A 24,206-nucleotide genomic window follows, 5' to 3' on the forward strand; every position below is an offset into this window, starting at 1 on the left:
ATGCCGGTATCAGGAAGCGCCATCAACGTCCGGGAGTTCATCGACGAACGCCCCGTCAGCCCGTTTCAGTGGCTCGTGGGGCTGCTCACGTTCGTCGTGATCTCGCTGGACGGCTGGGACACCGTCATCATCGGCTTCGTCGTGCCGGAACTCATCAAGGAATGGGGCGTCACGAAGAGCGCACTGGCGCCGGTGCTCAGCGCCGCGCTGTTCGGTCTGGCGGCCGGCGCGCTGTTGGGCGGGCCGATCGCCGACCGCTTCGGCCGCAAGCGCGTGCTGGTCGCGAGCGTGCTGATCATCGGCATCGGGACGCTGGCGACCGCGCACGCGACGTCGCTCGCGACGATGCTGCCGATCCGCTTCGTCACCGGGCTCGGCCTCGGCGCCGTGATGCCGAACGTCGTGACGCTGTGGTCCGAGTACGTGCCGGAACGCCGGCGCTCGTTCCTCGTGACGGTCGTATACAGCGGGTTCACGGTCGGCGCCGCGCTGTGCGGGTTCATCGCGGCATGGATCATTCCGAGCTACGGCTGGCGCGCGATGCTGACGGTGGGCGGTGCGCTGGCGGTGGTCTGCGTTCCGGTCCTGATGCGCTGGCTGCCCGAATCGGTCGCATTCCTGACGGTTCAGCACAAGCGCCCCGAACTGATTGCGAAGATCCTTTCCGCGATCGGCCGCACGCGCGTGGCGGCTGATACGACTTTCTTCCTGCCCGCGCAACCGAAGGTGAAAGGCGGCGCGATCGGCACGATCCTGTCGACGCGCTATGTCGCGGGTACGGTCCTGATCTGGCTGTGCTATTTCGTCGGGCTGTTCGTCCTTTACCTGCTGTACAACTGGCTGCCGACGATGGCGAAAGACGCCGGTTATACGAGTGCGCAAGGCGCGATCATGGTCGGTTTCCTGAACTGGGGCGGCACGCTGGGCTCGGTCGCGATCGGCTGGCTGATGGATCGCTTCGACCGCTACCGCGTGATCGCCGCGAGTTTCTGCCTGGCGGCACTGTCGCTCTGGGCCGTGCATGGAATGCAGTCGACGTTCTGGGTCCTGCAGATTCTCGCCTTTGCGTGGGGATGGTTCATTCCCGGCACGAATACCGGAATGAACGCGCTGACCGCGCGCTTCTATCCGACCGTCGCGCGCTCGACCGGCTTGAGCTGGATGCACGCGTTCGGACGGCTGGGCGCGATCGGCAGCGCATTCGCCGGCGCGGCCCTCCTGAGCGCGGGGCTGGGCCTCGGCCAGATTCTCCCGCTGATGGCCGTCGCGCCGCTGGCCGGCGCGGTGGCCGTGCTCGTGATCGCGGGGCTCGTGAAGCGCCGGGCGCTTACGGATGAGTCGGTGGGGGCGGCCGTGACTTCTGCGGCGGAGGTTTCCGCGAATACGTAACGACAGGATAGTCGTCGCGACAGCGCTCGGCGTCACTCAGCTCCGGCAAGGCGCCGCCTTCCTGTCGGTCTCACTGCCCTGACTCGACACGACGCCGGCCGCGTGCGGCCGCGCGTCGTCGGTCACGCGCGTCGGATTCAGCTCTCGCAGCACGCTCACGCGGCTGCCGTCGTCATTGGGCAATTGCGGCATCCCGCGTGCAAAGGCGGGCGCGACCGCCGCCGCGAGCAGCGCGGCGATCGCCAGTCGGGAAAGGCTTTTCATCGCCCGACTCCCCGCTTACTGCGCGCTGGCGGCCGGCACGGACGCCGACGCCGTTGCCGTGCCCTGTTCGCCATGCGCGATCGCATAGAGTTCGCGATTGCGCGCGATCGTCTGCGTGCTCGGCGGATAGTCCCAGTTCGACGTCGGCACCGTGCCGACGCGCTGCGCCTGGACGAGATCGGCGATCACGTCGGCGCGGGTCGGACCCGACGACGACATCTGTGCGAAAGCGGCAACCGGCGTGCCGATGGCGAGGGCGAGCAGCGCGGCGGCTGCGATCAGTCTGCGATTCATGATGAAACTCCCCAGAACGGTTCGATGAGGACGCATCGTCGATGCGCCGCCGGCGGAACCGCGGATGCGATTCGCCGCCTGACACATTCATTCTGGTGATCGCAGCCGGCACGACGCTGACGCCCGGATGACAATCCTGAAATCTGCCGCATCGCGCGCAGATAACAGCTTCGTAATCTTCGAGTCAGGGCCGGGTCAACGCGCCGCCGTCAGACTTCAGGCTCGTGTCGCATCGCATGCGGCGCCCCTGCCCTGCTTCGAGGAACAACATCATGTGGATCGTCCGGCTGGCGTTGCGCAGGCCCTATACGTTCGTCGTGCTCGCGCTGCTGATCTTCATCGCGGGACCGCTCGCGATCCTGCGCACGCCGACCGACATCTTTCCGAACATCGACATCCCCGTCGTCAGCATCGTGTGGTCGTACAACGGCTTCTCGGCCGAAGACATGGCCAAGCGGATCACGTCGAACTACGAGCGCGCGCTGACGTCCGACGTCGACGACATCGAGCACATCGAATCGCAGTCGCTGAACGGCGTGTCGGTCGTGAAGATCTTCTTCCACCCCGGCGCGGACATCAATCGCGCGATCGCCGAAGCCGCGAGCAACTCCGCGTCGATCCTGCGGATCCTGCCGCCCGGCACGCTGCCGCCGAACATCATCACGTACAACGCGTCGACGGTGCCGATCCTGCAACTCGGGCTGTCGAGCGACACGCTCGCCGAGCAGCAGCTGTACGACCTCGGCAACAGCTTCATCCGCACGCAGCTCGCGACCGTCCAGGGCGCGGCCGTGCCGCTGCCGTTCGGCGGCAAGATCCGCCAGATCGTCGTCGATCTCGACACGCGCGCGCTGCAGGCGAAGGGGCTCGCGCCGATCGACGTCGTGAACGCGATCAACGCGCAGAACCTGATCCTGCCGGGCGGCACCGCGAAGATCGGCACGCGCGAATACAACGTGCAGATGAACGGCAGCACGCAGACGGTCGCCGCGCTGAACAACCTGCCGGTGAAGACGATCGGCGGCAGCGTGGTGTATGTGCGCGACGTCGCGCACGTTCGCGACGGCTACGCGCCGCAGACCAACATCGTGCGCGCGGACGGCAAGCGCGCGGCGCTGCTGACCGTCGAGAAGACCGGCAACGCGTCGACGCTGACGATCATCCAGCAGGTCAAGGCGATGCTGCCGAAGATCGCGGCCGGCCTGCCGAAGGCGCTGCACATTTCGGCGCTCGGCGATCAATCGGTGTTCGTGAAGGCGGCGATCCAGGGTGTCGTGCGCGAGGCGCTGATCGCCGCGTGCCTCACCGCGCTGATGATCCTGCTGTTCCTCGGCAGCTGGCGCGCGACGCTGATCATCGCGGTATCGATCCCGCTCGCGGTGCTGACGTCGCTGCTCGCACTCGCCGCGCTCGGCCAGACGATCAACATCATGACGCTCGGCGGGCTCGCGCTCGCGGTGGGTATCCTCGTCGACGACGCGACCGTCGCGATCGAGAACATCACGCACCACCTCGAACGCGGCGCGCCGCTCGAGGACGCGATCCTGACGGGTTCCGGCGAGATCGCGGTGCCGACCTTCGTGTCGACGCTGTCGATCTGCATCGTGTTCGTGCCGATGTTCCTGCTACAGGGCGTCGCGCGCTACCTGTTCGTGCCGATGGCCGAGGCGGTGATCTTCGCGATGGTCGCGTCGTATTTCTTCTCGCGCACGCTGGTGCCGACGCTCGCGATGGTGCTGATGCGCGCGAAGGGGCACGGCCGCCCGCCGCGCGGCATCTTCGCGCGGATCGCGCGTTTCCAGGCCGCGTTCGAACATCGTTTCGAAGCCGTGCGGCTGCGCTATCGCGCGCTGCTGTCGGCCGCGATCGCGCGCCGCCGCCGTTTCGCGGCCGCGTTCCTGCTCGCGTGCGCCGCATCGACCGCGCTGTTCGCATTCGCCGGCCAGGACTTCTTCCCGTCGGTCGACACCGGCGAGATCCGCCTGCACCTGCGCGCGCCGACCGGCACGCGGATCGAGGAAACCGCGCGCCTGACCGACGAAGTCGAAGCGCGCATCCACGACGTGATTCCCGCGAGCGACATCGCCAGCGTGCTCGACAACATCGGCGTGCCGGTGAGCGGGATCAACCTCACGTACGACTCGTCGGACCCGATCGGCACCGAGGATGCGGACGTGATGATCACGCTGAAGCCGAACCACGCGCCGACCGCCGCCTATGTCGCGAAGCTGCGCAACTTGCTCGCGCAGTCGTTCCCCGGCGTGACGTTCGCGTTCCTGCCGGCCGACATCGTCAGCCAGATCCTCAACTTCGGGTTGCCCGCGCCGATCGACATCCAGATCGTCGGCAACAAGCTCGACCAGAACCGCGTTGTCGCGAATGCCTTGCTCGCGAAGCTGCGCGGCGTGCGCGGCCTCGTCGATGCGCGCATCCAGCAGCCCGGCGATGAACCGGCCATCAACGTGAACGTCGACCGCACGAAGGCGATCCAGGCCGGCCTCGAACAGCGCGACGTCGCGCAGAACCTACTGATCGCACTGTCCGGCAGTTCGCAGACGACGCCGAATTTCTGGCTCGACCCGCGCAACGGCGTCAGCTATCCGCTGATGGTGCAGACGCCGCAGTATTCGGTCGATTCGCTGCAGGCGCTCGCGAACGTGCCGCTGCCGGCCGGCACCGCGCGTTCGCCGCAGACGCCGGCCGGCGGCCCGGCCGCCGGCGCGCCCGCGCAGAATCTGCTCGGCGCGCTCGGCAGCTTCTCGCGCGCGACGCAGCAGGCGGTCGTGTCGCACTACAACGTGCAGCCCGTGCTCGACATCTTCGCGTCGGTGCAGGGGCGCGACCTGGGCGGCGTGACGGCCGACGTGACGAAGCTCGTCGACGATGCGCGCGCGCAGTTGCCGCCCGGCTCGTCGATCGTGCTGCGCGGCCAGGTGCAGGCGATGCACGAATCGTTCGCCGGGCTGCTCGGCGGCCTCGCGCTCGCGATCGCGCTCGTCTACCTGCTGATGGTCGTCAACTTCCAGTCGTGGCTCGACCCGCTCGTGATCGTCGGCGGCCTGCCCGCGTCGCTTGCCGGCATCGCATGGATGCTGTTCATCACGCGCACCACGCTGTCGGTGCCCGCGCTCACCGGCACGATCCTGTGCATCGGCATCGCGACCGCGAACAGCATCCTCGTCGTCAACGCGGCGCGCGAGCTGATCGCCGGCGGCGCGCCGCCGTGGCAGGCCGCGCTCGATGCCGGTTTCAGCCGCTTCCGCCCGGTCGTGATGACCGCGCTCGCGATGCTGATCGGCATGCTGCCGATGGCGCTGGGCCTCGGCGACGGCGGCGAGCAGAACGCGCCGCTCGGCCGCGCGGTGATCGGCGGGCTCGCGTTCGGCACGCTGTCGACGCTGCTGTTCGTGCCCGTTCTGTTCGGCTTCGTTCATGCATGGCTCGAACGACGCCGCGACGCGGCTGCCGCACGCCGTGCGCCGGACACGCCGGCCCTGTCCTGAGCGCGGTTTCACATCGACTCCCTTCGACTCGCCCGACCCCGAACCATCATGAACGACTCGATCGAACCTCTCGCCCCGCCGCCGGCCGCCGAAGCCGATACTGCGCCGCCCGTCGCACGCGACACGCCGCCCGCTGCGGCGCCATCCCGGCGGCGCCGCAAGCTGACCGTGCCGCTCGTCGCGATCGCGGCGGCGGCCGCGCTGCTCGCCGCCGGCATCGTGCCGCGCATCGACGCGCGCGCCGCGCAGCGCGTGCAGGTCGCCGCCCAGCAGGCGCTGCCGGTGTCGGTGATCCTGCCGGGTACCGCGCCCGCCGACCAGACGCTCACGCTGCCGGGCGCGGTGATGCCGTATGCGGAGGCCTCGATCTACGCACGCACGAGCGGTTATATCGCGCACTGGAGCGCCGACATCGGCGCGCACGTGAAGGCCGGCGCGACGCTCGCGCAGATCACGGCGCCCGACCTCGACGCGCAGTTGCGGCAGGCGCGCGCCGACGCGGCGACCGCGCAGGCGAACTACGACTATGCGAAATCGACCGCGCAGCGCTGGCAGGACATGCTGAAAACGCAATCGGTATCGCAGCAGGACACCGACACGAAGGTCGCCGACATGAACGCGAAGCGCGCAATGCTCGCATCCGCGCAGGCCAACGTCGCGCACCTGACCGAGCTGGTGTCGTACGAATCGGTCACGGCGCCGTTCGATGGCGTGATCACCGCGCGCAACGTCGACGTCGGCACGCTCGTCACCGCCGGCGGCACGCCGGGCAGCCCCGGATTGTCCGGCGAACTGTTCCATCTCGAGCAGACCGGCACGCTCCGCGTGTTCGTCGACGTACCGCAGGACAGCGCGGCCGGCGTGACGACCGGCACGTCGGTGTTCCTCACCACGCAGCAGTATCCGGGCCGGCGCTTCTCCGCGCGCGTCGCGCGCAGCGCAGGCGCGATCGATCCGGTCACGCGCACGCTGCGCGTCGAAATCGACGTCGACAACGGCGATGGCGCGCTGATGCCCGGCGCGTATGCGCAGGCGCACCTGCTCGTGCCGAGCGCGGCCCCGGCGTTCGAGCTGCCGGTCAGCGCGCTGCTGTTCCGGCCGAACGGCGTGACGGTCGCGACCGTCGCCGCGAACGGCACCACCGTGCTGAAGACCGTACAGATCGGGCGCGATTTCGGCACGCGTGTCGAGATCGTGTCGGGGCTCGCGGCGCGCGATCGCGTGATCGACAACCCCGGCGATTCGATTGCCGCCGGCGAGGCCGTGAAGATCGCGTCAGCCGCACCGGCGGTGCAGGCGGCCCCGGCAACCGGTGCGACGGCAGCGTCCGGCGCAGCCGTATCGATGCCGGCCTCGATGCCGGCGGCAGCGACTTCAACGCACGCCCGAGGCTGATCCGCCCATGAATACCCGCGAGATATCCGCCATGCGCTTCGTTCGCCCACTTCCGTTCGCCCGCCGCGTTGTCGCGCTCGGCGTCGCCGCCGCGTTGGCCGCGTTGTCCGCATGCTCGACGCTGCCCGCCTATTCGCCGCCCTCTGTCGTGGTGCCTGCGCACTATGCGGGCATACCGGCATCGGGGATACCGGCATCGGGCGTACCGACATCGGGCGCACCCAACGCCCAGTCCGGCTGGAATGTCGCGGCACCGGCCGATGCCGCTTCGCGCGGCGCGTGGTGGACCGTCTTCAACGACGACGTGCTGAACACACTGGAAGCGCGCGTCGACATCTCAAACCAGACCGTGAAGAAAGCCGTCGCCGATCTCCAGCAGGCGCGGGCGATGGTCGACTACCAGCATGCGGGGTTCCTGCCGACCGTCACGGCTGGCGTCGCGCAGAGCCGCGCGCGCATCTCGCAGAACAAGCTCGGCTCGTCGCTCGCCGGCAAGACGACACCCGACTATCAGGCCGGCGTGGCCGCCAGCTGGGAGCCCGACCTGTTCGGCCGCGTGCGCGACGCCGTGACGGGCGCGCAGGCGAACGCCGATGCGAGCGCGGCCGACCTGCAGGCCGTGAAGCTGTCGGTCACGGCCACGCTCGCGACCGACTATTTCGCGCTGCGCTCGCTCGATACGCAGAAGCAGTTGCTCGACGATACGGTGCGTGCGTATGCGGATGCGCTGAAGCTGCTGAAACAGCAGCTCGCGGCCGGTGCGATCGATGCGTCGGCGGTCGCGCAGGCCGAGACGCAGCTCGAAGCGACGCAGACGCAGGACACCGACATCGACGCCTCGCGCGCGCAGCTCCAGCATGCGCTCGCGACGCTCGTCGGCGAAAGCGCGTCGACCTTCACGCTGCCGCCGCGCGTGCAGGCGTTCGACGTGCCCGCGATCCCGGCCGGCATGCCGTCGCAACTGCTCGAACGGCGGCCCGACATCGCGGCGGCCGAGCGCCGCGTCGCGGCTGCGAATGCGCAGATCGGCGAGGCGCGCGCCGCGTTCTTTCCCGATCTCGTGCTGTCGGCGAGCGCGGGGCTCGAAAGCGGCTTCTTCGCGCCGTGGCTCACCGCGCCGAGCCTGTTCTGGTCACTCGGCTCGCAGCTTGCCGGCACGCTGTTCGACGGCGGACGCCGCAGCGCGTCGCTGCGCGCCGCGCATGCGCAATACGACGGCACGGTCGCCGATTACAGGCAAACCGTACTCGCCGCGTTCCAGCAGGTCGAGGATCAACTGTCCGCGCTCGATGCGCTCGCGTCGGAAGCCAACAGCCAGCAGCGCGCGACCGATGCCGCCGACCTGTCGCTGAAACTGACGACCAACCGCTTCAACGCGGGCGCCGTCAGCTACCTCGACGTCGTGACCGCGCAGACGATCGCGCTGTCGAACCGGCGCCTTGCCGACCAGATCGACGCGCGCCGGATGGAGGCAGCGGTTACGCTGCTGACGGCGCTCGGCGGCGGCTGGAACAAGCAGGTGGATGCGGAGGCAACGACTGCCGCGCCCGCGGCCGTTACGCCGTCGGCGTCCTGACGAACGTGAGGATGAACCGCGTGCCGGCCGTGTCGCTTTCGACGCGCGCGGTGCCGCCGTGGAGTTCCATCACCGAGCGCACGATTGCGAGCCCGAGCCCGGCCGTGCCGCCCGGCACGCCGCCGCTGCGCGCGGGATCGCCGCGCACGAAGCGATCGAAGATGCGTGGCAGCAACGCGGGATCGATCGGCTCGCCCGGGTTCGCGACGACGACGCGCACCGCGTCCGCCGTTTCGTCGACGCCCAGTGCGATGACGCCGCCTGCCGGCGTGTAACGCAGCGCGTTCGCGAGCAGGTTGCTGACCGCGCGGCGAAACAGTTCGAGATCGGCGGTCAGCCGGCCATGCCCGTCGACGCGCAGCGTCGAGCCCGCTTCGTCGGCCAGCCCCTCGAAATAGCCGGCGATGCGTTCCAGCTCCTCATGCACGTCGAACGCGCGCTGCCGCGTGACGAAGCCGGGGTGCTCGGCGCGCGCGAGAAACAGCACGTTCTCGATCATCCGCGCGAGACGGTCGTATTCTTCGAGATTCGATTCGAGCAGCGTCTGGTATTCGTCGACGGAACGCGGCCGCGCGAGCGCCACCTCGGTCGCGCCGCGCATGTTGTTCAGTGGCGTACGCAAGTCGTGCGCGAGATCCGCGCTGAATTGCGACAGGTGTCCGAACGCCTGCTGCAGGCGGCCGAGCATCGCGTTCTGCGCGTCGACGAGCGCGGTCAGCTCGCGCGGCGCGCGCGACGCGTCGAGCCGCGTATCGAGCTTGTCGACGGTGATCCGGCCCGTGTTCGCGACGATCTCGCGCAGCGGCGCGAGCGACTTGCGGATCAGCCAGTAACTGAACAGCATCGCGAACAGCGCGCCGAGGCCGCCGGCGATCTTCAGCTTGTCGCGGTAGCCGTCGAGCAGCTCGGCGCGATCGCTCATGTTGCGCGCGATCGCGATCCGGATCGTCGTATGGTCGCGCAGCACCGCATCGGTGACGACGCCACGCACGGACGTGCCGCCGTCGGCGGTCCACGTCACGATCCGGTCGGCGGTGATCCGTTCGTTCGCGGGCACGGGCGTCGCGTGCGGCGGCAACAGGTCGGCATCGGGCAATGCGGGCCGCGCGGGCGACGACGTGCCCGGCAGGGCATCCGGCGAATCCTCGAGTTCGGTGCGCTCGACGTTGTGGCGCGCGAGCACGTTGCCTTGCGCGTCGACGACGGCGATCGACAGCGCCGCGTTGCCGAGCACCTGGCTCGTCAGCCGGTCCGCATGCGTGCGCACCGCGTCGAGCGAATCGAGTTCGCCCGCGAGCCGCCGGGTATGCCGTGCGGCGAGCACGATGTCGAGGTCGTCCTGCGAGCTGACCTGCCGTTCGAGGCCCGTGTATACATACGTGCCGACGAGCGCGAACACGGCGAAGGTGGTCGCGCCGAACGCGAGCGCGAGCGTCGCGCCGAGCGAGCGGCCGAGCGTCATGCGCCGTCCTTCGGCTCGAGCACATAGCCGACGCCGCGCACCGTATGGATCAGCTTGACCGCGAAATCGTCGTCGATCTTCGCGCGCAGCCGCCGGATCGCGACTTCGACGACGTTGGTGTCGCTGTCGAAATTCATGTCCCACACGTACGACGCGATCTGCGTGCGGCTCAGCACCTCGCCCTGCCGGCGCGCGAGCAGCTGCAGCAACGAGAACTCGCGCGGCGTCAGGTCGATCCGCACGGTGCCGCGCTTCACGCGGCGGCGCACGACGTCGATCTCCAGGTCGCCCACCGCAATGCGCTCCGTCTCGCGCGGCGGCCCGCGGCGCGCGAGCGTGCGGATCCGCGCGAGCAGTTCGACGAACGCGAACGGCTTCACGAGATAGTCGTCGGCGCCGAGTTCGAGGCCGTGCACGCGGTCCTGAACGTCGTCGCGCGCGGTCAGGAACAGCACGGGCGTCGCATGCGTGTCGCGCAGCCGCTTCAGCACGCTCCAGCCATCGAGCACCGGCAGCATCACGTCGAGCACGATCACGTCGTAGCTTTCTTCCTGCGCGAGCGTCAGCCCCTCGCCGCCGTCCTTCGCGAGGTCGACGCTGAAACCGGATTCTTCGAGCCCCTTCTTCAGGTACGCGCCGGTCTTCGGTTCGTCTTCGACTATCAGGATGCGCATGATCGGCTCCGTCGCATTCGGTGATGACATGCGCCGATGTTACCGGGAAACGGGGCGGGCGCGCCGCCCCGCGCCCGCGCGAGACAGCCTGATTACGAAACTGTAATCAGCGGGTCAGTGTCGTGACTGCTGCGGAAACCAGAATGGGATACGTGGGCCCGCCCCACTTGCCCGTTCGTTCAACCACCCAGGAGTTCGCCATGAAACTCGTCGCCGCTTTCGTCGTCGCCACCCTGAGCCTGCCGTTCGGCACGCAGGCCTTCGCCCAGTCCTCGCAAGCACCGATCACGCGCGCGGAAGTGCGCCAGCAGCTGATCGATGCCGAAGCAAACGGTCTGCTGCCGTCGAACCGCAACGACTATCCGCCGTCGCAGTCGCAAATCGCGCGCAACCGCCAGCTTTACGCGCTCGCGCATCCCGATGCGGCGCCGGTCGCGACGGCTTCGACCGGAAATTGATCTCGGCACATTACCGACAGCCGGCTGACAACCCGATGTCGTGCCCGCCCTGCATGTTTCTGCATATTCCGCGGCGCGCGCTGCCGCGCCGGCGGAATCCTTTTTCAAGCACGGTCGATTACGACCTCGCCGCGCACCGGCTCGTCAGCGGGCTGCTCGGGTTTCAATATGCGACCGACTGCTGGGCCGTCAGCTTCGCGCTGCAGAAATACACGAACTACAACGGCACGACGTCGCCGACCACGGGCACGCGCGTGCTGGTGCAGTTGCAGCTCAACGGGCTGAGCCGCATCGACAACGGGCTGCAGCAGCAATTCCGCGCGAACGTGCCCGGATATTCGACGCCGACGCTGCCGGCGCCGACGTCGCGGTTCAGTGACTATCCGTAAGCTGCTCGCTCAATGCCCACAACCGCTCGGCCGCGCCGGCATCGATCGCCCACGGCAATACGCCGTCCAGCGGGCGATGCTCGGCCGGCACCGCTTGTGCGACGTCGCCGCGCACGCGCTGTCGCACGTGCTGGCGCTGCTGCGGATCGAAACCGGCGCGTCTTCTCCCGGCACCGATATCGCGAAAACGAGCCTTGCGACGCTCGTGCTCGTGCAGACGCTGCGCGCCGCGATCGCGAGCGGTGCGGTGGCCAACGGCTGGCTCCAAGCGCTGTCCGATCCGAAGGTCGGCCCGGTGCTGTCGGCGATGCACGGCGCGCCGGCATGGCCTCGACCTGGAACGACTGACCGCGCGCGGCATTCTTGCCGACGGAAAAGGCCCGCGGCGCGTGCTGCTCCAGCGCTTCACGCAGCGTCAGATCGGCCCCGTGTTCTTCGAGATCATCGAGCGGCGCGGCGAGGACGGATTCGGCGAAGGCAATTTCAAGGCGCTGTTCGAATCGCAGGAGCAGGATCAGCAGGAACGCGGCGCGCGCCGATGAAAACGGGCCGCGGAGCGTCGTTCCGCGGCCCGTGCGTGGCTGTCACGCGTCGAGCGCGTGCGCTTACGACGGTTCCGAGTCGAGAAACACATAGAGCGCGGCGATCTTTCCGTCACGCACGATGATCACGTCGACGCCCGTATATTCGGGCGCTTCACCGCGCGGGCCGGAACCCCACGACACACGGCCGGCGTTGTGCAGCGCCTGCGGCTGGCCATGCGCGGTGTAGACGAAATGCGGATGCGTCGCGCGCAAGTCACCGGCAAACCTGTCGAGCGCTTCGTGCCCGACGAACGTGCCGGGCGGCACGTAAAGCACACAGTCATCGGTATAAAGCGCTTCGATCGCGGCACGGCGGCGCACCGCGTCGCCTTCGCCGAACACCTCCTGAAGATTGCGTTCGAGCAGTTCATGGATACGGTCATTCATCATCGTTCTCCTGATCAAATAACGTGCGGTTGCATTACTGCGCGAGTGCCAGTGTCTTTTCGACGGCGGTAACGACCGCCGGGCGAGCGGCAACATCGTCGTACCAGCGCGTCACGGACGGAAAGCGGTCGAGCGTCGCGCCGATCGCCTGATGGCGCCACAGCCAGCCGAAGTGCGCGATGTCCGCGATGCTGTATGCATCGCCCGCCACGTAGCGGCCGCGTTCGAGCACGCGCTCGAGTACGCCCAGCGCGCGGTCCACGTCCGCCATCGCGCGCGCTTTCGCATCGGCTTCGGGCACCGCCCCGATCGCCACCCGGAACGCCTGCAGGAAGGCCGGACTCAACGCGGACGCGTGAAAGAAAAGTTGCTCGAACACCTTGCCGCGCGGCAAGCCATCCTTCGGCAGCAATTGCCCGGTCTTCTCGGCCAGGTACACCAGGATCGCGGCCGACTCGCTCAGCACGACGTCGCCCTCGGCGTGCACTGCACGGTCGACCAGCACCGGCACCTTGCCGTCGGGATTCATGGCCCGGAACGCGTCGGTCTTCTGTTCGCCGCGACGCAGATCGACCGCCACGAGCCGATAGTCGATGCCCATCTCTTCCAGCGCGATCGGCACCTTGACGCTGTTGGGCGTCGCGAATGCAAACACGTCCAGCGTGGCCGTACCGGGAAGGCCGCCAGCCGTGACGGCACCGTTTCCTGCGAATTGGGGTTCCATGATTCATCTCCGTTGAGGTGAGACAAATGTAGGGCGCCGTGCTATTTTTCTAAATAGAAACGATTGCAAACCATCATTGCAAAAATGTCGCTATCCAGACTGCCTGATTTTGAAGGTTTCGCGATGTTCGCGAAGGTCGCCGAAGAAGGCTCGTTCGCCGCCGCGGCCGCGGCGACGGGCGTCTCGGTCGCGACGGTGTCGCGCGCCGTGACGCGCCTCGAGGAACGGCTCGGCGGACGCCTGTTCAACCGCACGTCGCGACGGCTCGCGCTCACCGATTACGGCCATACGCTGATCGAGCGCGCGGCGAAGCTCTATGCCGATGCGGAAGACACCGAGGATTTCGCGCGCGAGACGTCGAGCCGGCCGCGCGGCCTCGTCAAGCTGGCCGCACCGCTGTCGTTCGGCGCGCGCTGGGTTGCGCCGTTGCTGCCCGAGTTCTTCGATCTCTATCCGGACATCGCGGTCGATCTGCACCTGACCGATGCGCAATCCGACCTGATCGGCGACGGCTTCGATGCCGCGCTGCGCATCGCGATCATGGAGGATTCGTCGCTCGTCGCGCGGCTCATCGCGCCGGTCCGGCGCTTCGTCGTCGCGTCGCCGGCCTATCTGTCGCGTCACGGGCGGCCGCTTCATCCGCAGGAACTCGGCGCCCATCCGTGCCTGACGTACGCAAACCGGAGCCAGCGCGACGTGTGGCGTTTCACCCGTCCGAACGGTGAAACGTGCGCGGTCACGCCCGGCGGGATGTTGCGCGGCACGAGCGTCGAAGCGTTGTTGCCGACGGTGCTCGCGGGCGTCGCGATCACCGAACTGCCCGAGTTCATCGCGACGCAGTATTTCGCCGACGGGCAGCTCGAACCGGTGCTGACGGACTGGCGCCTGCCCGAAGGCGGCCTGTACTTCGTCACGCCGTCCGCCCGCGCGCGGCCGGCCAAGGTCAGCGCGCTGGCCGAATTCTTCATCGCGAAGCTGACCGCGGCCGAGTGGCGTTTGCCGACCGTGTAAGCGCGCACGCGCTCTCTCGTGTACTCGCGTCGCGTCAGTCGCGGTCGATGCGTGGCCGCCGCCATCGCGGGCTGTATCCATGCATGACAAGCCCGCACGTACCCGATTCAGCACGACAGCCGCCGTTCCTTCCATGTCGTTTACAACCGGGTTCCGGGCGCATGACCGATAGTCGGCCGCGACCGTTTCTCTAAACTGGCTCTCACAACAAACTTGCCCGGTGTCGCCCGCAGCGCGCGTCACTTCACCGACACCGAGGCCCCCGAGACATCCGCCTTCGCTGACCATCGGCCCGCACGACTCCACTGCATTCCAGCCCGGCCGGCTGCCAAGGCAATTCCAGGAGAGTTCATTGAGCCCGTCGCAAGCGCACCCCGCGAAAGCCCGGTCTTCGCGCAAGTCCGTCAAGCTGGATGACATCACCATCGTCGACCCTGCCGTCCTCAAGCGCGCGGTCGGCGCGATGGCGTTCGGCAACGCGATGGAATGGTTCGACTTCGGCGTCTACAGCTACATCGCCGTCACGCTCGGCAAGGTGTTCTTCCCGTCCAGCAGCCCGTCCGCACAGTTGCTCGCGACCTTCGGCACGTTCGCGGCCGCCTTCCTCGTGCGCCCGCTCGGCGGCATGGTGTTCGGCCCGCTCGGTGACCGCATCGGCCGCCAGCGCGTGCTCGCCGCGACGATGATCATGATGGCCGTCGGCACCTTCGCGATCGGCCTGATCCCCAGCTACGCGTCGATCGGCATCATGGCGCCCGTGCTGCTGCTCGTCGCGCGTCTCGTGCAGGGTTTCTCGACCGGCGGCGAATACGGCGGCGCCGCCACCTTCATCGCCGAATTCTCGACCGACAAGCGCCGCGGCTTCATGGGCAGTTTCCTCGAATTCGGCACGCTGATCGGTTATACGCTCGGCGCGGCCACCGTCGCACTGCTCACGGCGACGCTGTCGCAGGAAGCGCTGCTGTCGTGGGGCTGGCGCGTGCCGTTCTTCATCGCCGGGCCGCTCGGCCTCGTCGGCCTCTACGTCCGTCTGAAACTCGAGGAAACGCCGGCATTCAAGAAGGAAGCCGAAGCGCGCGAAGCGGACGAACGCACGCGGCCGAAGCAACGCTTCGCGACGCTGCTCGTCGAGCAATGGAAGCCGCTGCTGCAGTGTGTCGGCCTCGTGCTGATCTTCAACGTGACCGACTACATGGCGCTGTCGTACCTGCCGAGCTACCTGTCTGCGACGCTGCACTTCCGCGAATCGCACGGCCTGTTCATGGTGCTGCTCGTGATGGTGCTGATGATGCCGATGACGCTGTACGCCGGGCACCTGTCGGACAAGGTCGGCCGCAAGCCGGTGATGATGGCCGGCTGCGTGGGCCTGCTGGTGCTGTCGGTGCCGGCGCTGATGCTGATCCGCACCGGCGGCATGCTGCCGGTGTTCGGCGGGATGCTGATCTACGGCATCCTGCTGTCGACGTTCACGGGCGTGATGCCGTCGGCGCTGCCGGCGCTGTTCCCGACGCGGATCCGCTACGGCGCGCTCGCGATCGGCTTCAACGTGTCGGTGTCGCTGTTCGGCGGCACGACGCCGCTCGTCACCGCGTGGCTGGTCGATCGCACCGGCGACCTGATGATGCCCGCGTACTACCTGATGGGCGCCTCGTTCATCGGCATCGTGTCAGTGCTCGCGCTAAGCGAGACGGCGGGCCAGCCGCTGCCCGGTTCGGGGCCGTGCGTCGCAAGCCGCGCGGAAGCGTTGAGCCTCGTGCGCGGCGGTACCGACGCAGCCCGTGTACCGGGCCGGAAGTTCACGCCGGTCGGCGAGCGCGCCTGACGCGATCCGGCATGACGCGACGCCGCGCGGCCCGCGCCGGCGCCGCCGCCCACGCGTTCGTCAGTTCGACGACAGTTGCTGCGCGTCGAACCAGTCGAGCAGCGTCCGCGTGACGAACGCAGGATTTTCCAGATTCGAGATGTGGCCGGCATCCGGCACCAGCGCATGCGCGCAACCGATCACGCTTGCCATCTTCACGGTTTCCGACGGTGGGCGCGCCATGTCGCCCGCGCCGCACATCAGCAGCGTGCGTTCGGCATCGAGTGCGGCCAATGCCGACAGCGTGTCGGGCCGGCCGAAGATCAGCCGGCCGAGCGGGACGATCGATTGCCGCAGCCGGTCCGCGGGCAGGCTCGCGAGCGCGGTGCGAAACGCGGTCGGCACCGGGTCCGCCAGATTGACGTCCGGGCGGAAGAACAGCGGCACGATCGCATCGAGCAGCGGCGGCACGATGCTGCCGGCCGCGGCGATCGCATCGAGCATCCCGAAGTAGCGCAGCCGTGTCGCTTCGGGCTCGGCCTCCAGCGATGCATCCATCAGCACGAGCGAGCGCACGCGCTGCGGTTCGCGCAACGCGAGCCGCGCGCCCCACATGCCGCCGACGCTGAGCCCGACGACCGCACACTGGTCGATCTCCAGCGCATCGAGCAGCGCGCTCGCGTGCCCGGCGAGATCGTCGAGCGTCTGCGTGCCGTCGGGCAGCGCACCCGATGCGCCATGCCCCCACAGGTCGGGCACGATCACGCGATACCGGCGCGACAGCGCATCGATCTGCGGCGCCCACATCGCCGCGTCCCACAGATAGCTGTGTCCGAGCAGCACCGGAAACCCGGTGCCGTGATCCTGGTAATGCAGCGTGCTGCCTTGAATGATGTGTGCGGGCATGTCGTCTCCGGGTGTCAGGACTCGGCGGTGACCCGGAACCGGGCGCCGCAGTCGGCGGCGTTCTGCAACGAACGCGAAGCGGCGCATCATCGCACAGGTCGCGGGTGTCGGGTGTGACGGAGCGCACGTGTTGCATGCCGCCACGCGCAACGGATTCCGATCTGCCCGCCGGCGGTCAGTTCGTTCCGTCGTACGACACGATCTCGACCCAGTTCGCGCCGTTGCCGACCGGATACTTCCCGATCTCGTCGAGATGCCCCGTGTCGCGATCGATCCGGTACACGGCAAGCGTCGGCGACAGTTGCCCGGCCGCGAGCAGATAATTGCCCGACGGATCGATGCCGAAGCCGCGCGGCTGTTTCTCTGTCGCGAACGTGCCGATCCGCGCGAGCTTGCCCGATGCCGCGTCGACCCGATATGCGGCAAGCGTGCTCGACGTACGCTCCGACGCATATAGGAAGCGCCCGTCGGGCGTCAGGTGCACATCGGCACCCCATGGTTTGTCGCCGTGGAAATCCGGCGGCAAGATCGACACGGCCTGGATCGGCCGTGCGTCGGTGCCGTCGCGCGACAGCGCGAGCACATGCAGCTTGCCGTCGAGTTCGTCGATCAGGTATGCGACCCGCCCGTTCGACGAAAACACGAAATGACGCGGGCCCGACTTGTCCGGCAACCGGTACGCAGGCGTCGCGACGTCGGTCAGCGTTCCTGTCGCCGCGTCGAACGGCAAGCGCAGCCATGCATCGGCGCCAAGTACCGATGCGAACGCATAACGACCGTCCGGCGACTGCCGGATCGCGTGCGCCATCGGGCCCGTCGTCACCGTCTGCTGCACGTCGCCCGCGACGCCATCGGCACCGATCCGGTTCACTGCGAGCAAGTTGCCGCCATACGACGCCGAGAACAGATGGCGGCCCGAAGCATCGGTCGACACATACGCCATGCTCTCCGCGAGCGGCGCGCGGCCCAGCTCGATCAGCCGCCCGTCGAGCGGATTGATCGCGAAGCTGACGACGCGATACGGTGTCGAGCGCAGCGCCGCATAGAGGCGATGGCGATCGGGCGAGAGCGCCATCGGCATCACGGCGCCGCCGACCGGCACCGTTTCGATCGCCGTCAACGCGCCGTTCGACGTGTCGACGCGGAACACCGAGATATCGCGGCTGTCGCTGTTCGATACGTATGCATACGTCGCCGCGTGTGCAAGCGACGCGACCATCCCGAAGGCGGCCGCCGCGACGGTGCGCCAGAGTGTCTTCGTGTTCACGGGTTTTCCTGCAACAAAAAAGAGAACCGCAGATGCGACCGCGGCGCCGGACAATCTCGGTCGTCCGGCGCCGCGACGGGAGCAGCACGTGATCGTGGAATCAGAACACCGCGTGCCCGCTGATCAGGCTCGGCAGCCAGGTCGAGAAGAACGGCAGGTACGTGACGATGTTGATCGCACTGAAGATCGCGAGGTAGTACGGCCACGCCATCTTCGTGGTCTCCCCGATCGACACGTTGCCGATCGCGCAGCCGACGAACTGCACCGATCCGATCGGCGGGTGCACGAGGCCGAGCGAGCAGTTCAGCAGCAGCATGATCCCGAACTGCACCGGCCCGACGCCGCACGCCATCGCGATCGGCAGGAACAGCGGCGTCGTGATCAGGATATGCGCGGCCATGTCGACGAACGTGCCGAGAAACACCTGGATGATGTTGATGTACAGCAGCATCAGCCACGGCGCGGCGGTCGACTGCTTGAGCAGCCCTTCGATCGCATCCGGAATCTCCAGGTACGACATCTGGAAGCGCAGCATGTTGGACACCGCGATCAGCAGCAGCACGACGCCCGTCGTGCGCGCCGCATGCGACAGCGCGCGGCGCAGCTTCTCGGCCGTCAGCGTGCGGTAGACGACCGCGGTCAGCACGAGCGAGTACACGACGGCGATCGCGGCGGCTTCGGTCGCGGTCGCAATCCCCTTCGCGACGCACACGAGGATGATCGCGATCACCATCAGCCCGGGCACCGCACCGACGAAGCTGCGCAGCACCGCATACCAGCCGGGGAACTTGGGCAGCGCGGACGAACCGTCTTCACGGCGCGGATAGCCGTGGCGCACGGCCTGCCAGTACGCGGCGGCGAGCACGAAGCCCATCACCCACAACACCGGCAGCAACCCCGAGAACAGCAGGTCGCCGATCGACACGCCGCTCACCGGCTGGCCGTGCAGCATCCCGGTGATGCCCTGCGCGGCGAACGCGTAGATGATCATGTTGGTCGACGTCGGCATCAGTGCGCCGGCGAGCGACGCGTGCGTCGTCACGTTGACCGCGTACGCGGCGCTGTAGCCTTCGCGCTTCATCAGCGGAATCACCACGCCGCCCATCGCGGACGTATCGGCGGTCGGCGAACCCGACACGCCGCCGAACAGCGTACAGGCGACGACGTTCGCCATCCCGAGGCCGCCGCGAAAGTGGCCGACGGTCGCTTGCGCGAAGCGCAGGATCCGGTCCGCGATGCCGCCGTGCAGCATCAGTTCGCCGGAGAAGATGAAGAACGGCACCGCGAGGAACGAGAACGCGTTCATTCCCGAGATCATCGCCTGCATCGCGGTCGCGATCGGCAGGCCTTCGACCATGTAGGTCAGCACGCAGGCTATCCCGAGCGCGAACGACACAGGCACGCCGAGTACGAGAAAAATCAGAAAACTGACGGACAGGATCGCGAGTTCCATGGCGTTATTGTCCCGACGAAGAACGACGAAGCGCGAGCAGGTGCTCGAGCGAGAAGAGAATGATGGCGATCGCCGCGGGTATCGCGATCAGGTAGCGCACGCCTTCGGGCAGCCCGATGATCGGGATGCGGTCGCCCATCGTCTCGGCGGCCATGCTGCCGCAGCCGGCGATGATCATGATCGCGAACGCGATCAGGCTCAGGTGCTGGATCGCGACGACCACGTTGCGCGATTTCGGCGGCAGCCGGCGGACGAGCGAGTCGAGGCCGATATGGCCGCCGTCGCGCACCTTCATCGCCGCGCCGAACATCGCGATCACGATCACGAGCAGCAGCGCGATCGGCTCGACGAAATCCGGTGCGTTCTCGAACACGTAGCGCATCACGACCGCGTAGAACACCAGCACCGTGAGCACCGCGAGACACGCCGACGCGATCACGGCCAGCACGCGGAACAACACGTCGTTCACGCAGCGCAGGAACGGCGCGGCATGCGGCCGCGCCGGCGCCGCGCCGTCCGGGGCGGCGGCCGACGAACCCGCGGCCGCCGCGCTGTTCAGGGAAGTGCGACGCGTCACTTGGTGGCCTCGATCTCGTCGACGATCTGCTTCATCTGCGGCGTCTTCTCATACTTCGTCCACAGCGGCTGCATCGCCTTTACGAACGCCGCACGGTCGATCTGCGCGGCCGGCAGGATCTTCGCGCCACCCTTCGTCACCAGCTGCTGCGCGGATGCCTCGCGCGCGGTCCACAGCTTCTGGTAGTACGGCACCGAATCGGCCGCGGCCTTCTTGATCGCGGCCTGCTCCTGCGGCGACAGCGTGTCCCACACCTTCTTCGAGAACACCAGCACTTCCGGCGTCATCGCGTGCTGCGTCTCCGAGTAATCGGGCGCCACTTCGTAGTGCTTGGTTTCCTCGTACGACGGCATGTTGTTTTCCGCCGCGTCGACGAGGCCCGTCTTCAGCCCCGTGTACACCTCGGCGAACGGCATCGGCGTCGGCGTGCCGCCCATCGCCTTGATCTCGTCGACCATCAGGTCGGACGGCTGCACGCGCACCTTCAGCCCCTTCATGTCGGCCGGCGAGCGCACCGGGCGCTTCGCGTAGATCGAGCGCGCGCCGCTCTCGTAGAACGTCAGCGCGATCATCCCCTTCGCGGTGAACGCATCGAGGATCTTCTGGCCGGCCGGGCCGTACATCGCCTTGCGGAAATGGTCGACGTCGCGGAACAGGAACGGGAACGACGGGATCAGCGATTCCGGCACGATCTCGTTGAACGACGCACCGTTCACGCGCGCCATGTCGATCGCACCGATCCGCACCTGGTCGACCGTGTCCTTCTCGGAGCCCAGCGCGCTGTTGCCGAACACCTTGATCGAATCCTTGCCGCCCGTCTGCTTCGACAGTTCGTCGCCCATGAACTTCACGGCCATGTTGGTCGGGAAGTTGTCGCCATGCACGTCCGCCGAACGGAACACGCGCGCCTGTGCGGACATCGCAAAGCCGGCCATCAGCGCGACGGCCAGAACGGTACGGGAGCCGGTGAATCGGTGCTTCATGGTGAGTCTCCTTGATGGTCGATCGTTGTTGTGTGGCGATCCGTCGGCAGGCACAGGCGTCGGCGAGACGCGCCGCTGAACCGCAGAGTCATACGTCGTATGACGTGTTGAGCGAATGTACGTCGGTTAATCGTTTAACTCACTTGGTGCATACCCCTATGACCGCCGTCAACAAGGGTTTGGGGCGAAATTTGGGGAATCTCTTTCTCTGTTCAGGTGATTTTCAGCGAAACGTTTTCCGGCGACCGATCCGCTTTCACTCCGGACGGCCGCGCAGCCGCCTTTCGCGATGCCGGACAGCCGGCTTTCACGTTACTTAATTTCGTCATAGGATGACTGACCACAAATCACCCGTGTCGATGCAATGCCCATGCGTCGGCCCCGCCAGCGGCCGGCAGGGAATCCGCAGGCTCGAGCGCCTGCCGCGCCGTCACGTCTGCATGACCAGCGACGTCAGTTGCGCCGCGCGCGTGACGTCGGTCTTCGCGTAGATCGCCTTGATCTGCGTCCGGATCGTGCCGATCGACACGCCGCGCAGCGCAGCGCATTCCTGCGGCGAGCGCCCGTCGCAGCACAGCAGCACGGCGAGTTCGGCTTCGGCCGACGACAGGCCGTAGAACACGCGCAGCCGCTGCGCGCGCGCCGCCGGCGAGCACAGGTCGGCGGCCGTCATCAAGGCCGTGACGCCGGGCCGTTCGCGCACGAGGCGCGACTGCTCGGGAACCGGCATCAGCGCGAGCGACAGCGGTTCGCCCGTCGCACGCCGCAGCAACAAGCCACCGCGCGCGAACGCGTGCCGCCATTGCGCATCGTCGACGCAGCCTTCCGGCGCGAAACGCCCGTTCACGATCCGCAGCGCGGGCTCCGCCGCGATCAGTTGATCGGCCGCGCGGTTGGTGTAGCGCAGTTCACGTTGCGCGCCGAGCAGGAACACCGGCACCGGAATCGCATCGAGCGCCGATTCCGCCGCGGCCACGCGCGCCTCGAGTTCGCCGATGCGCGCCTGGATCCGCAGCGCGCGGCTGATATGCGTGCCCATGATTTCGATGGCGAGGCGCTGCTCGTCGGACAGGCCTTGCGAGTCGGGGCCGCCCTGGACGCTGAGGAATGCGCCGGTGCCCTCGCCGCGATGGATGTACAGGCCCGAGATGCTGCCGAGCCCGAACGGGCGGAGGAACTCCTGGTAGAACACGCTGTGTGCGCGCTGGTGCGCGGACAGGTGCTTGACGTCCTCGAACCAGCGGCCCGCCGGCCAGTTGCCGGCGACCGGCACGACCGGGTCGTACCGGTAGAACTCGGTGTTGTAGGTGCCGTAGCACTCGGCGACCCAGGATTCGTCGTCGCCCGCCGCCTGCTCGATCGCCGGCAGCCTCGCCGCTTCGTCGAATGACAGCAGCGTGACCATGCGCACACCGACCGACGATCGCAGCCCGTCCAGCACCGCTTCCCATCGTTGATCGCCCAGTGCCGCAGCGTAGAGGTCGTCGATCCACGCCGATGGAATCACTCCGTTCAGTTGCATCTGGCTACCCCGCGCCGTGCGTTTTTTGTCGAACGTCTTCAGCGCATCTTACTCAATGAACGAGATCGTTCAAATTCTCCATGTGCGTTTGGTTCGAAATACCACGTTTGTTACCGTTTCTCGTCTGATGTATCGGTCATTCCCGACGTGAATGCGCAATCGACGTCGGCACGGATCGTGTCGCGGCCGGCTTTTCATCCGGACCACGGTATGCCATGATGCAGCGCATGACGATCCGAAACGCCACGCCCTCGCTGCACCATCACCACGGCCGCCCTCCATTGCGCCGTGGTTCGTTTCGTATCTAGTCATTGCATCGGGCAGCGTCCCGATCAAGACGACAACCAAGGCGCCTCCGGCGCCTTTTTTGTTTTCTGCCGCCTGAAAAACCTGCTGCGCAGCCCCATCGATCACGTACGGAGTGCTTTCAATGCAACAACCGTGGAAAGACATTGTCCTGTCGGATTTGCCGCTCCGGGAGGACCTCAAGTTGCTGCACGCATACGGGGCGCCGCAGCTCGACGTGCCGGTCCGCCTGAACGTCAACGAGAATCCGTATCCGCCGTCGCCGGCGCTCGTCGAGCGCATCGCGGCCGCGGTGGCCGACGCGGCACGCAACGCGAACCGCTATCCCGACCGCGACTTCGCCGAATTGCGATCGCATCTCGCCGCCTACCTGACGCACGATACCGGCGTGCCGGTCGACGCGACCAGCGTCTGGGCAGCCAACGGTTCCAACGAGGTGATCCAGCAGATCCTGCAGGCGTTTGGCGGCCCGGGGCGCTCGGCGCTGGCCTTTACGCCCGCGTATCCCATGTATGACGAATACTGCCGAACGACCTTCACGCACCTGCATACATTGCCGCGCACCGAGGATTTCGCGCTGGATGTGGATCAGGCACTCGCCAGCATCCGCGAACACCGGCCGAGCGTGATCCTGCTGACGTCACCGAACAACCCGACGGGAACCGCGCTGCCGGTCGACGACATCCGCGCGATCCTCGACCTCGCACCGGGCGTGGTCGTCGTCGACGAAGCCTATGCGGAATTCCGGCGTCACGGCGTCCGCAGCGCGGTGACGCTGCTGCCCGACCATCCGCGGCTGATCGTGACGCGCACGTTGAGCAAGGCGTTCAAGTTTGCGGGTGGCCGCGTCGGGTATTGCGCATGCGCGCCGGCGATCGTGGACGCGCTGAAGCTGGTTCGCCTGCCGTATCACCTGTCCGCGCTGACGCAGGCGGCCGCCTGCGCGGCGCTGGTCGCGCGTGACGAGATGCTGTCGCAAGTCGACGCGATCAAGGCCGAGCGCGACGCAACCGTTTGCTGGCTGCGCGGCCTGGGCCTCGCGGTGGCCGATTCGGACGCCAACTTCGTGATGTTCGGCAAGTTTGCGGATCGCCACCGGATCTGGAGCGGACTCCTGCGCCACGGCGTCCTGATTCGCGAGTCCGGGCCGCCCGAGTACCTTCGCGTATCGATCGGCACCGCGGCGGAGATGGCCGCGTTTCGCGCGGCGCTGCTTGATGTGATGACGCCCGGTTGAGCAACGGGCACGATCGAAGCGATCGACGACGCAATGGAATGCGT

General features: G+C 67.5%; 22 protein-coding genes and 1 pseudogene. 10 read left to right on the forward strand and 13 right to left on the reverse strand.

All coding sequences use genetic code 11. The features are described from left to right. A complete protein-coding gene (locus HWX87_RS07455) occupies positions 1-1,389 on the forward strand; it encodes an MFS transporter (RefSeq protein ID WP_176046526.1) in 1,389 nt (462 codons plus the stop codon). 36 nt (positions 1,390-1,425) lie between these two features. On the opposite strand, the gene HWX87_RS07460 is transcribed toward HWX87_RS07455, so the two are convergent. After that, the gene (locus tag HWX87_RS07460) at positions 1,426-1,653 is read right to left on the reverse strand and encodes a hypothetical protein (protein ID WP_176046527.1); all 228 of its coding nucleotides are present in this window, start codon (positions 1,651-1,653) and stop codon (positions 1,426-1,428) included. 15 nt (positions 1,654-1,668) lie between these two features. Beyond that, positions 1,669-1,947, reverse strand: a complete 279-nt coding sequence (locus tag HWX87_RS07465) for a DUF4148 domain-containing protein (protein WP_176046528.1) — start codon at positions 1,945-1,947, stop codon at positions 1,669-1,671. Between the two features lie 272 nt (positions 1,948-2,219). Between HWX87_RS07465 and HWX87_RS07470 the strand changes: the two genes are divergently transcribed. Genes HWX87_RS07470 through HWX87_RS07480 form a run of 3 tightly spaced genes read left to right on the forward strand, consistent with a single transcriptional unit; the run spans position 2,220 to position 8,421 of the window. Beyond that, positions 2,220-5,450, forward strand: coding sequence for an efflux RND transporter permease subunit (locus HWX87_RS07470; protein ID WP_176046529.1), 3,231 nt, complete (start codon positions 2,220-2,222; stop codon positions 5,448-5,450). Between the two features lie 48 nt (positions 5,451-5,498). Continuing rightward, positions 5,499-6,845 carry an efflux RND transporter periplasmic adaptor subunit gene (locus tag HWX87_RS07475; RefSeq protein ID WP_176046530.1) on the forward strand — a complete coding sequence of 449 codons (1,347 nt, stop codon included), beginning with the start codon at positions 5,499-5,501 and terminating at the stop codon, positions 6,843-6,845. Positions 6,846-6,876: 31 nt separating this feature from the next. After that, positions 6,877-8,421 (forward strand): efflux transporter outer membrane subunit, encoded by a 1,545-nt coding sequence (locus HWX87_RS07480; RefSeq protein WP_176046531.1) that lies wholly within the window; start codon positions 6,877-6,879, stop codon positions 8,419-8,421. Here the strand turns inward: HWX87_RS07480 and HWX87_RS07485 are convergent. Beyond that, positions 8,402-9,883 carry a heavy metal sensor histidine kinase gene (locus HWX87_RS07485; protein WP_176046532.1) on the reverse strand — a complete coding sequence of 494 codons (1,482 nt, stop codon included), beginning with the start codon at positions 9,881-9,883 and terminating at the stop codon, positions 8,402-8,404. The two genes, HWX87_RS07480 and HWX87_RS07485, sit on opposite strands and share 20 nt — an antisense overlap. Beyond that, positions 9,880-10,557, reverse strand: coding sequence for a heavy metal response regulator transcription factor (locus HWX87_RS07490; RefSeq protein ID WP_059447397.1), 678 nt, complete (start codon positions 10,555-10,557; stop codon positions 9,880-9,882). Before HWX87_RS07490 ends, HWX87_RS07485 begins: the two co-directional genes overlap by 4 nt. A 200-nt stretch (positions 10,558-10,757) precedes the next feature. Here HWX87_RS07490 and HWX87_RS07495 point away from each other — a divergent pair, with 200 nt between their 5' ends. Then, positions 10,758-11,015: a DUF4148 domain-containing protein gene (locus tag HWX87_RS07495; RefSeq protein ID WP_176046533.1), complete on the forward strand. Its 258-nt coding sequence runs from the start codon at positions 10,758-10,760 to the stop codon at positions 11,013-11,015. A gap of 53 nt (positions 11,016-11,068) precedes the next feature. After that, a complete protein-coding gene (locus HWX87_RS07500; RefSeq protein WP_176046534.1) occupies positions 11,069-11,404 on the forward strand; it encodes a hypothetical protein in 336 nt (111 codons plus the stop codon). Here HWX87_RS07500 and HWX87_RS37965 read toward each other — a convergent pair. After that, a complete protein-coding gene (locus HWX87_RS37965; RefSeq protein ID WP_244137645.1) occupies positions 11,388-11,717 on the reverse strand; it encodes a hypothetical protein in 330 nt (109 codons plus the stop codon). The two genes, HWX87_RS07500 and HWX87_RS37965, sit on opposite strands and share 17 nt — an antisense overlap. Positions 11,718-11,727: 10 nt before the next feature. Here HWX87_RS37965 and HWX87_RS07510 point away from each other — a divergent pair. Then, a pseudogene (locus tag HWX87_RS07510) lies at positions 11,728-11,946 on the forward strand (4-hydroxyphenylpyruvate dioxygenase); the annotation flags it as partial. Between the two features lie 63 nt (positions 11,947-12,009). On the opposite strand, the gene HWX87_RS07515 reads toward HWX87_RS07510, so the two are convergent. Together HWX87_RS07515 and HWX87_RS07520 are read right to left on the reverse strand one after the other, a co-directional pair. Beyond that, positions 12,010-12,375: a nuclear transport factor 2 family protein gene (locus tag HWX87_RS07515; protein WP_176046535.1), complete on the reverse strand. Its 366-nt coding sequence runs from the start codon at positions 12,373-12,375 to the stop codon at positions 12,010-12,012. Between the two features lie 34 nt (positions 12,376-12,409). Further along, the gene (locus tag HWX87_RS07520) at positions 12,410-13,099 is read right to left on the reverse strand and encodes a glutathione S-transferase family protein (protein ID WP_176046536.1); all 690 of its coding nucleotides are present in this window, start codon (positions 13,097-13,099) and stop codon (positions 12,410-12,412) included. A gap of 123 nt (positions 13,100-13,222) precedes the next feature. Between HWX87_RS07520 and HWX87_RS07525 the strand changes: the two genes are divergently transcribed. Beyond that, positions 13,223-14,110, forward strand: coding sequence for a LysR family transcriptional regulator (locus HWX87_RS07525; RefSeq protein ID WP_176046537.1), 888 nt, complete (start codon positions 13,223-13,225; stop codon positions 14,108-14,110). 352 nt (positions 14,111-14,462) lie between these two features. Continuing rightward, a complete protein-coding gene (gene proP, locus HWX87_RS07530; protein WP_176046538.1) occupies positions 14,463-15,932 on the forward strand; it encodes a glycine betaine/L-proline transporter ProP in 1,470 nt (489 codons plus the stop codon). 60 nt (positions 15,933-15,992) lie between these two features. On the opposite strand, the gene HWX87_RS07535 is transcribed toward proP, so the two are convergent. From HWX87_RS07535 to HWX87_RS07560, 6 genes are all read right to left on the reverse strand, one after another. After that, entirely contained in the window at positions 15,993-16,817 is an 825-nt protein-coding gene (locus HWX87_RS07535) for an alpha/beta fold hydrolase (protein WP_176046539.1), read from the reverse strand. Between the two features lie 175 nt (positions 16,818-16,992). Beyond that, a complete protein-coding gene (locus HWX87_RS07540; protein ID WP_176046540.1) occupies positions 16,993-18,084 on the reverse strand; it encodes a lactonase family protein in 1,092 nt (363 codons plus the stop codon). A gap of 100 nt (positions 18,085-18,184) precedes the next feature. Continuing rightward, on the reverse strand, positions 18,185-19,537 hold the full coding sequence (locus HWX87_RS07545) for a TRAP transporter large permease (protein WP_176046541.1): 1,353 nt from the start codon (positions 19,535-19,537) through the stop codon (positions 18,185-18,187). Between the two features lie 4 nt (positions 19,538-19,541). Continuing rightward, complete coding sequence (locus tag HWX87_RS07550) at positions 19,542-20,114, reverse strand: TRAP transporter small permease (protein WP_176046542.1); 573 nt, start codon at positions 20,112-20,114, stop codon at positions 19,542-19,544. Beyond that, a complete protein-coding gene (locus tag HWX87_RS07555) occupies positions 20,111-21,097 on the reverse strand; it encodes a TRAP transporter substrate-binding protein (RefSeq protein ID WP_176046543.1) in 987 nt (328 codons plus the stop codon). The genes HWX87_RS07550 and HWX87_RS07555 overlap by 4 nt, the downstream gene beginning before the upstream one ends. A 430-nt stretch (positions 21,098-21,527) precedes the next feature. After that, positions 21,528-22,619, reverse strand: a complete 1,092-nt coding sequence (locus HWX87_RS07560) for a helix-turn-helix transcriptional regulator (protein WP_176046544.1) — start codon at positions 22,617-22,619, stop codon at positions 21,528-21,530. A gap of 430 nt (positions 22,620-23,049) precedes the next feature. On the opposite strand from HWX87_RS07560, the gene HWX87_RS07565 reads away from it, so the two are divergent. Continuing rightward, positions 23,050-24,162: a histidinol-phosphate transaminase gene (locus tag HWX87_RS07565; protein WP_176046545.1), complete on the forward strand. Its 1,113-nt coding sequence runs from the start codon at positions 23,050-23,052 to the stop codon at positions 24,160-24,162. The last annotated feature ends 44 nt before the right edge of the window (positions 24,163-24,206 follow it).

The organism is Burkholderia sp. BCC1644, assembly GCF_902833225.1.
Taxonomy (GTDB): Bacteria; Pseudomonadota; Gammaproteobacteria; order Burkholderiales; family Burkholderiaceae; genus Burkholderia.

What these genes read in the sequence shown, in the direction of transcription:
- HWX87_RS07560 (WP_176046544.1), bottom strand. Translation starts at nt 22,619, where the DNA reads ATGCAACTGAACGGAGTGATTCCATCGGCGTGGATCGACGACCTCTAC.
- HWX87_RS07535 (WP_176046539.1), bottom strand. Translation starts at nt 16,817, where the DNA reads ATGCCCGCACACATCATTCAAGGCAGCACGCTGCATTACCAGGATCAC.
- HWX87_RS07470 (WP_176046529.1), top strand. Translation starts at nt 2,220, where the DNA reads ATGTGGATCGTCCGGCTGGCGTTGCGCAGGCCCTATACGTTCGTCGTG.
- HWX87_RS07520 (WP_176046536.1), bottom strand. Translation starts at nt 13,099, where the DNA reads ATGGAACCCCAATTCGCAGGAAACGGTGCCGTCACGGCTGGCGGCCTT.
- HWX87_RS07515 (WP_176046535.1), bottom strand. Translation starts at nt 12,375, where the DNA reads ATGAATGACCGTATCCATGAACTGCTCGAACGCAATCTTCAGGAGGTG.
- HWX87_RS07480 (WP_176046531.1), top strand. Translation starts at nt 6,877, where the DNA reads ATGCGCTTCGTTCGCCCACTTCCGTTCGCCCGCCGCGTTGTCGCGCTC.
- HWX87_RS07460 (WP_176046527.1), bottom strand. Translation starts at nt 1,653, where the DNA reads ATGAAAAGCCTTTCCCGACTGGCGATCGCCGCGCTGCTCGCGGCGGCG.
- HWX87_RS07485 (WP_176046532.1), bottom strand. Translation starts at nt 9,883, where the DNA reads ATGACGCTCGGCCGCTCGCTCGGCGCGACGCTCGCGCTCGCGTTCGGC.
- HWX87_RS07525 (WP_176046537.1), top strand. Translation starts at nt 13,223, where the DNA reads ATGTTCGCGAAGGTCGCCGAAGAAGGCTCGTTCGCCGCCGCGGCCGCG.
- HWX87_RS07565 (WP_176046545.1), top strand. Translation starts at nt 23,050, where the DNA reads ATGCAACAACCGTGGAAAGACATTGTCCTGTCGGATTTGCCGCTCCGG.
- HWX87_RS07555 (WP_176046543.1), bottom strand. Translation starts at nt 21,097, where the DNA reads ATGAAGCACCGATTCACCGGCTCCCGTACCGTTCTGGCCGTCGCGCTG.
- HWX87_RS07465 (WP_176046528.1), bottom strand. Translation starts at nt 1,947, where the DNA reads ATGAATCGCAGACTGATCGCAGCCGCCGCGCTGCTCGCCCTCGCCATC.
- HWX87_RS07475 (WP_176046530.1), top strand. Translation starts at nt 5,499, where the DNA reads ATGAACGACTCGATCGAACCTCTCGCCCCGCCGCCGGCCGCCGAAGCC.
- HWX87_RS07455 (WP_176046526.1), top strand. Translation starts at nt 1, where the DNA reads ATGCCGGTATCAGGAAGCGCCATCAACGTCCGGGAGTTCATCGACGAA.
- HWX87_RS07500 (WP_176046534.1), top strand. Translation starts at nt 11,069, where the DNA reads ATGTTTCTGCATATTCCGCGGCGCGCGCTGCCGCGCCGGCGGAATCCT.
- HWX87_RS07490 (WP_059447397.1), bottom strand. Translation starts at nt 10,557, where the DNA reads ATGCGCATCCTGATAGTCGAAGACGAACCGAAGACCGGCGCGTACCTG.
- HWX87_RS07495 (WP_176046533.1), top strand. Translation starts at nt 10,758, where the DNA reads ATGAAACTCGTCGCCGCTTTCGTCGTCGCCACCCTGAGCCTGCCGTTC.
- HWX87_RS07545 (WP_176046541.1), bottom strand. Translation starts at nt 19,537, where the DNA reads ATGGAACTCGCGATCCTGTCCGTCAGTTTTCTGATTTTTCTCGTACTC.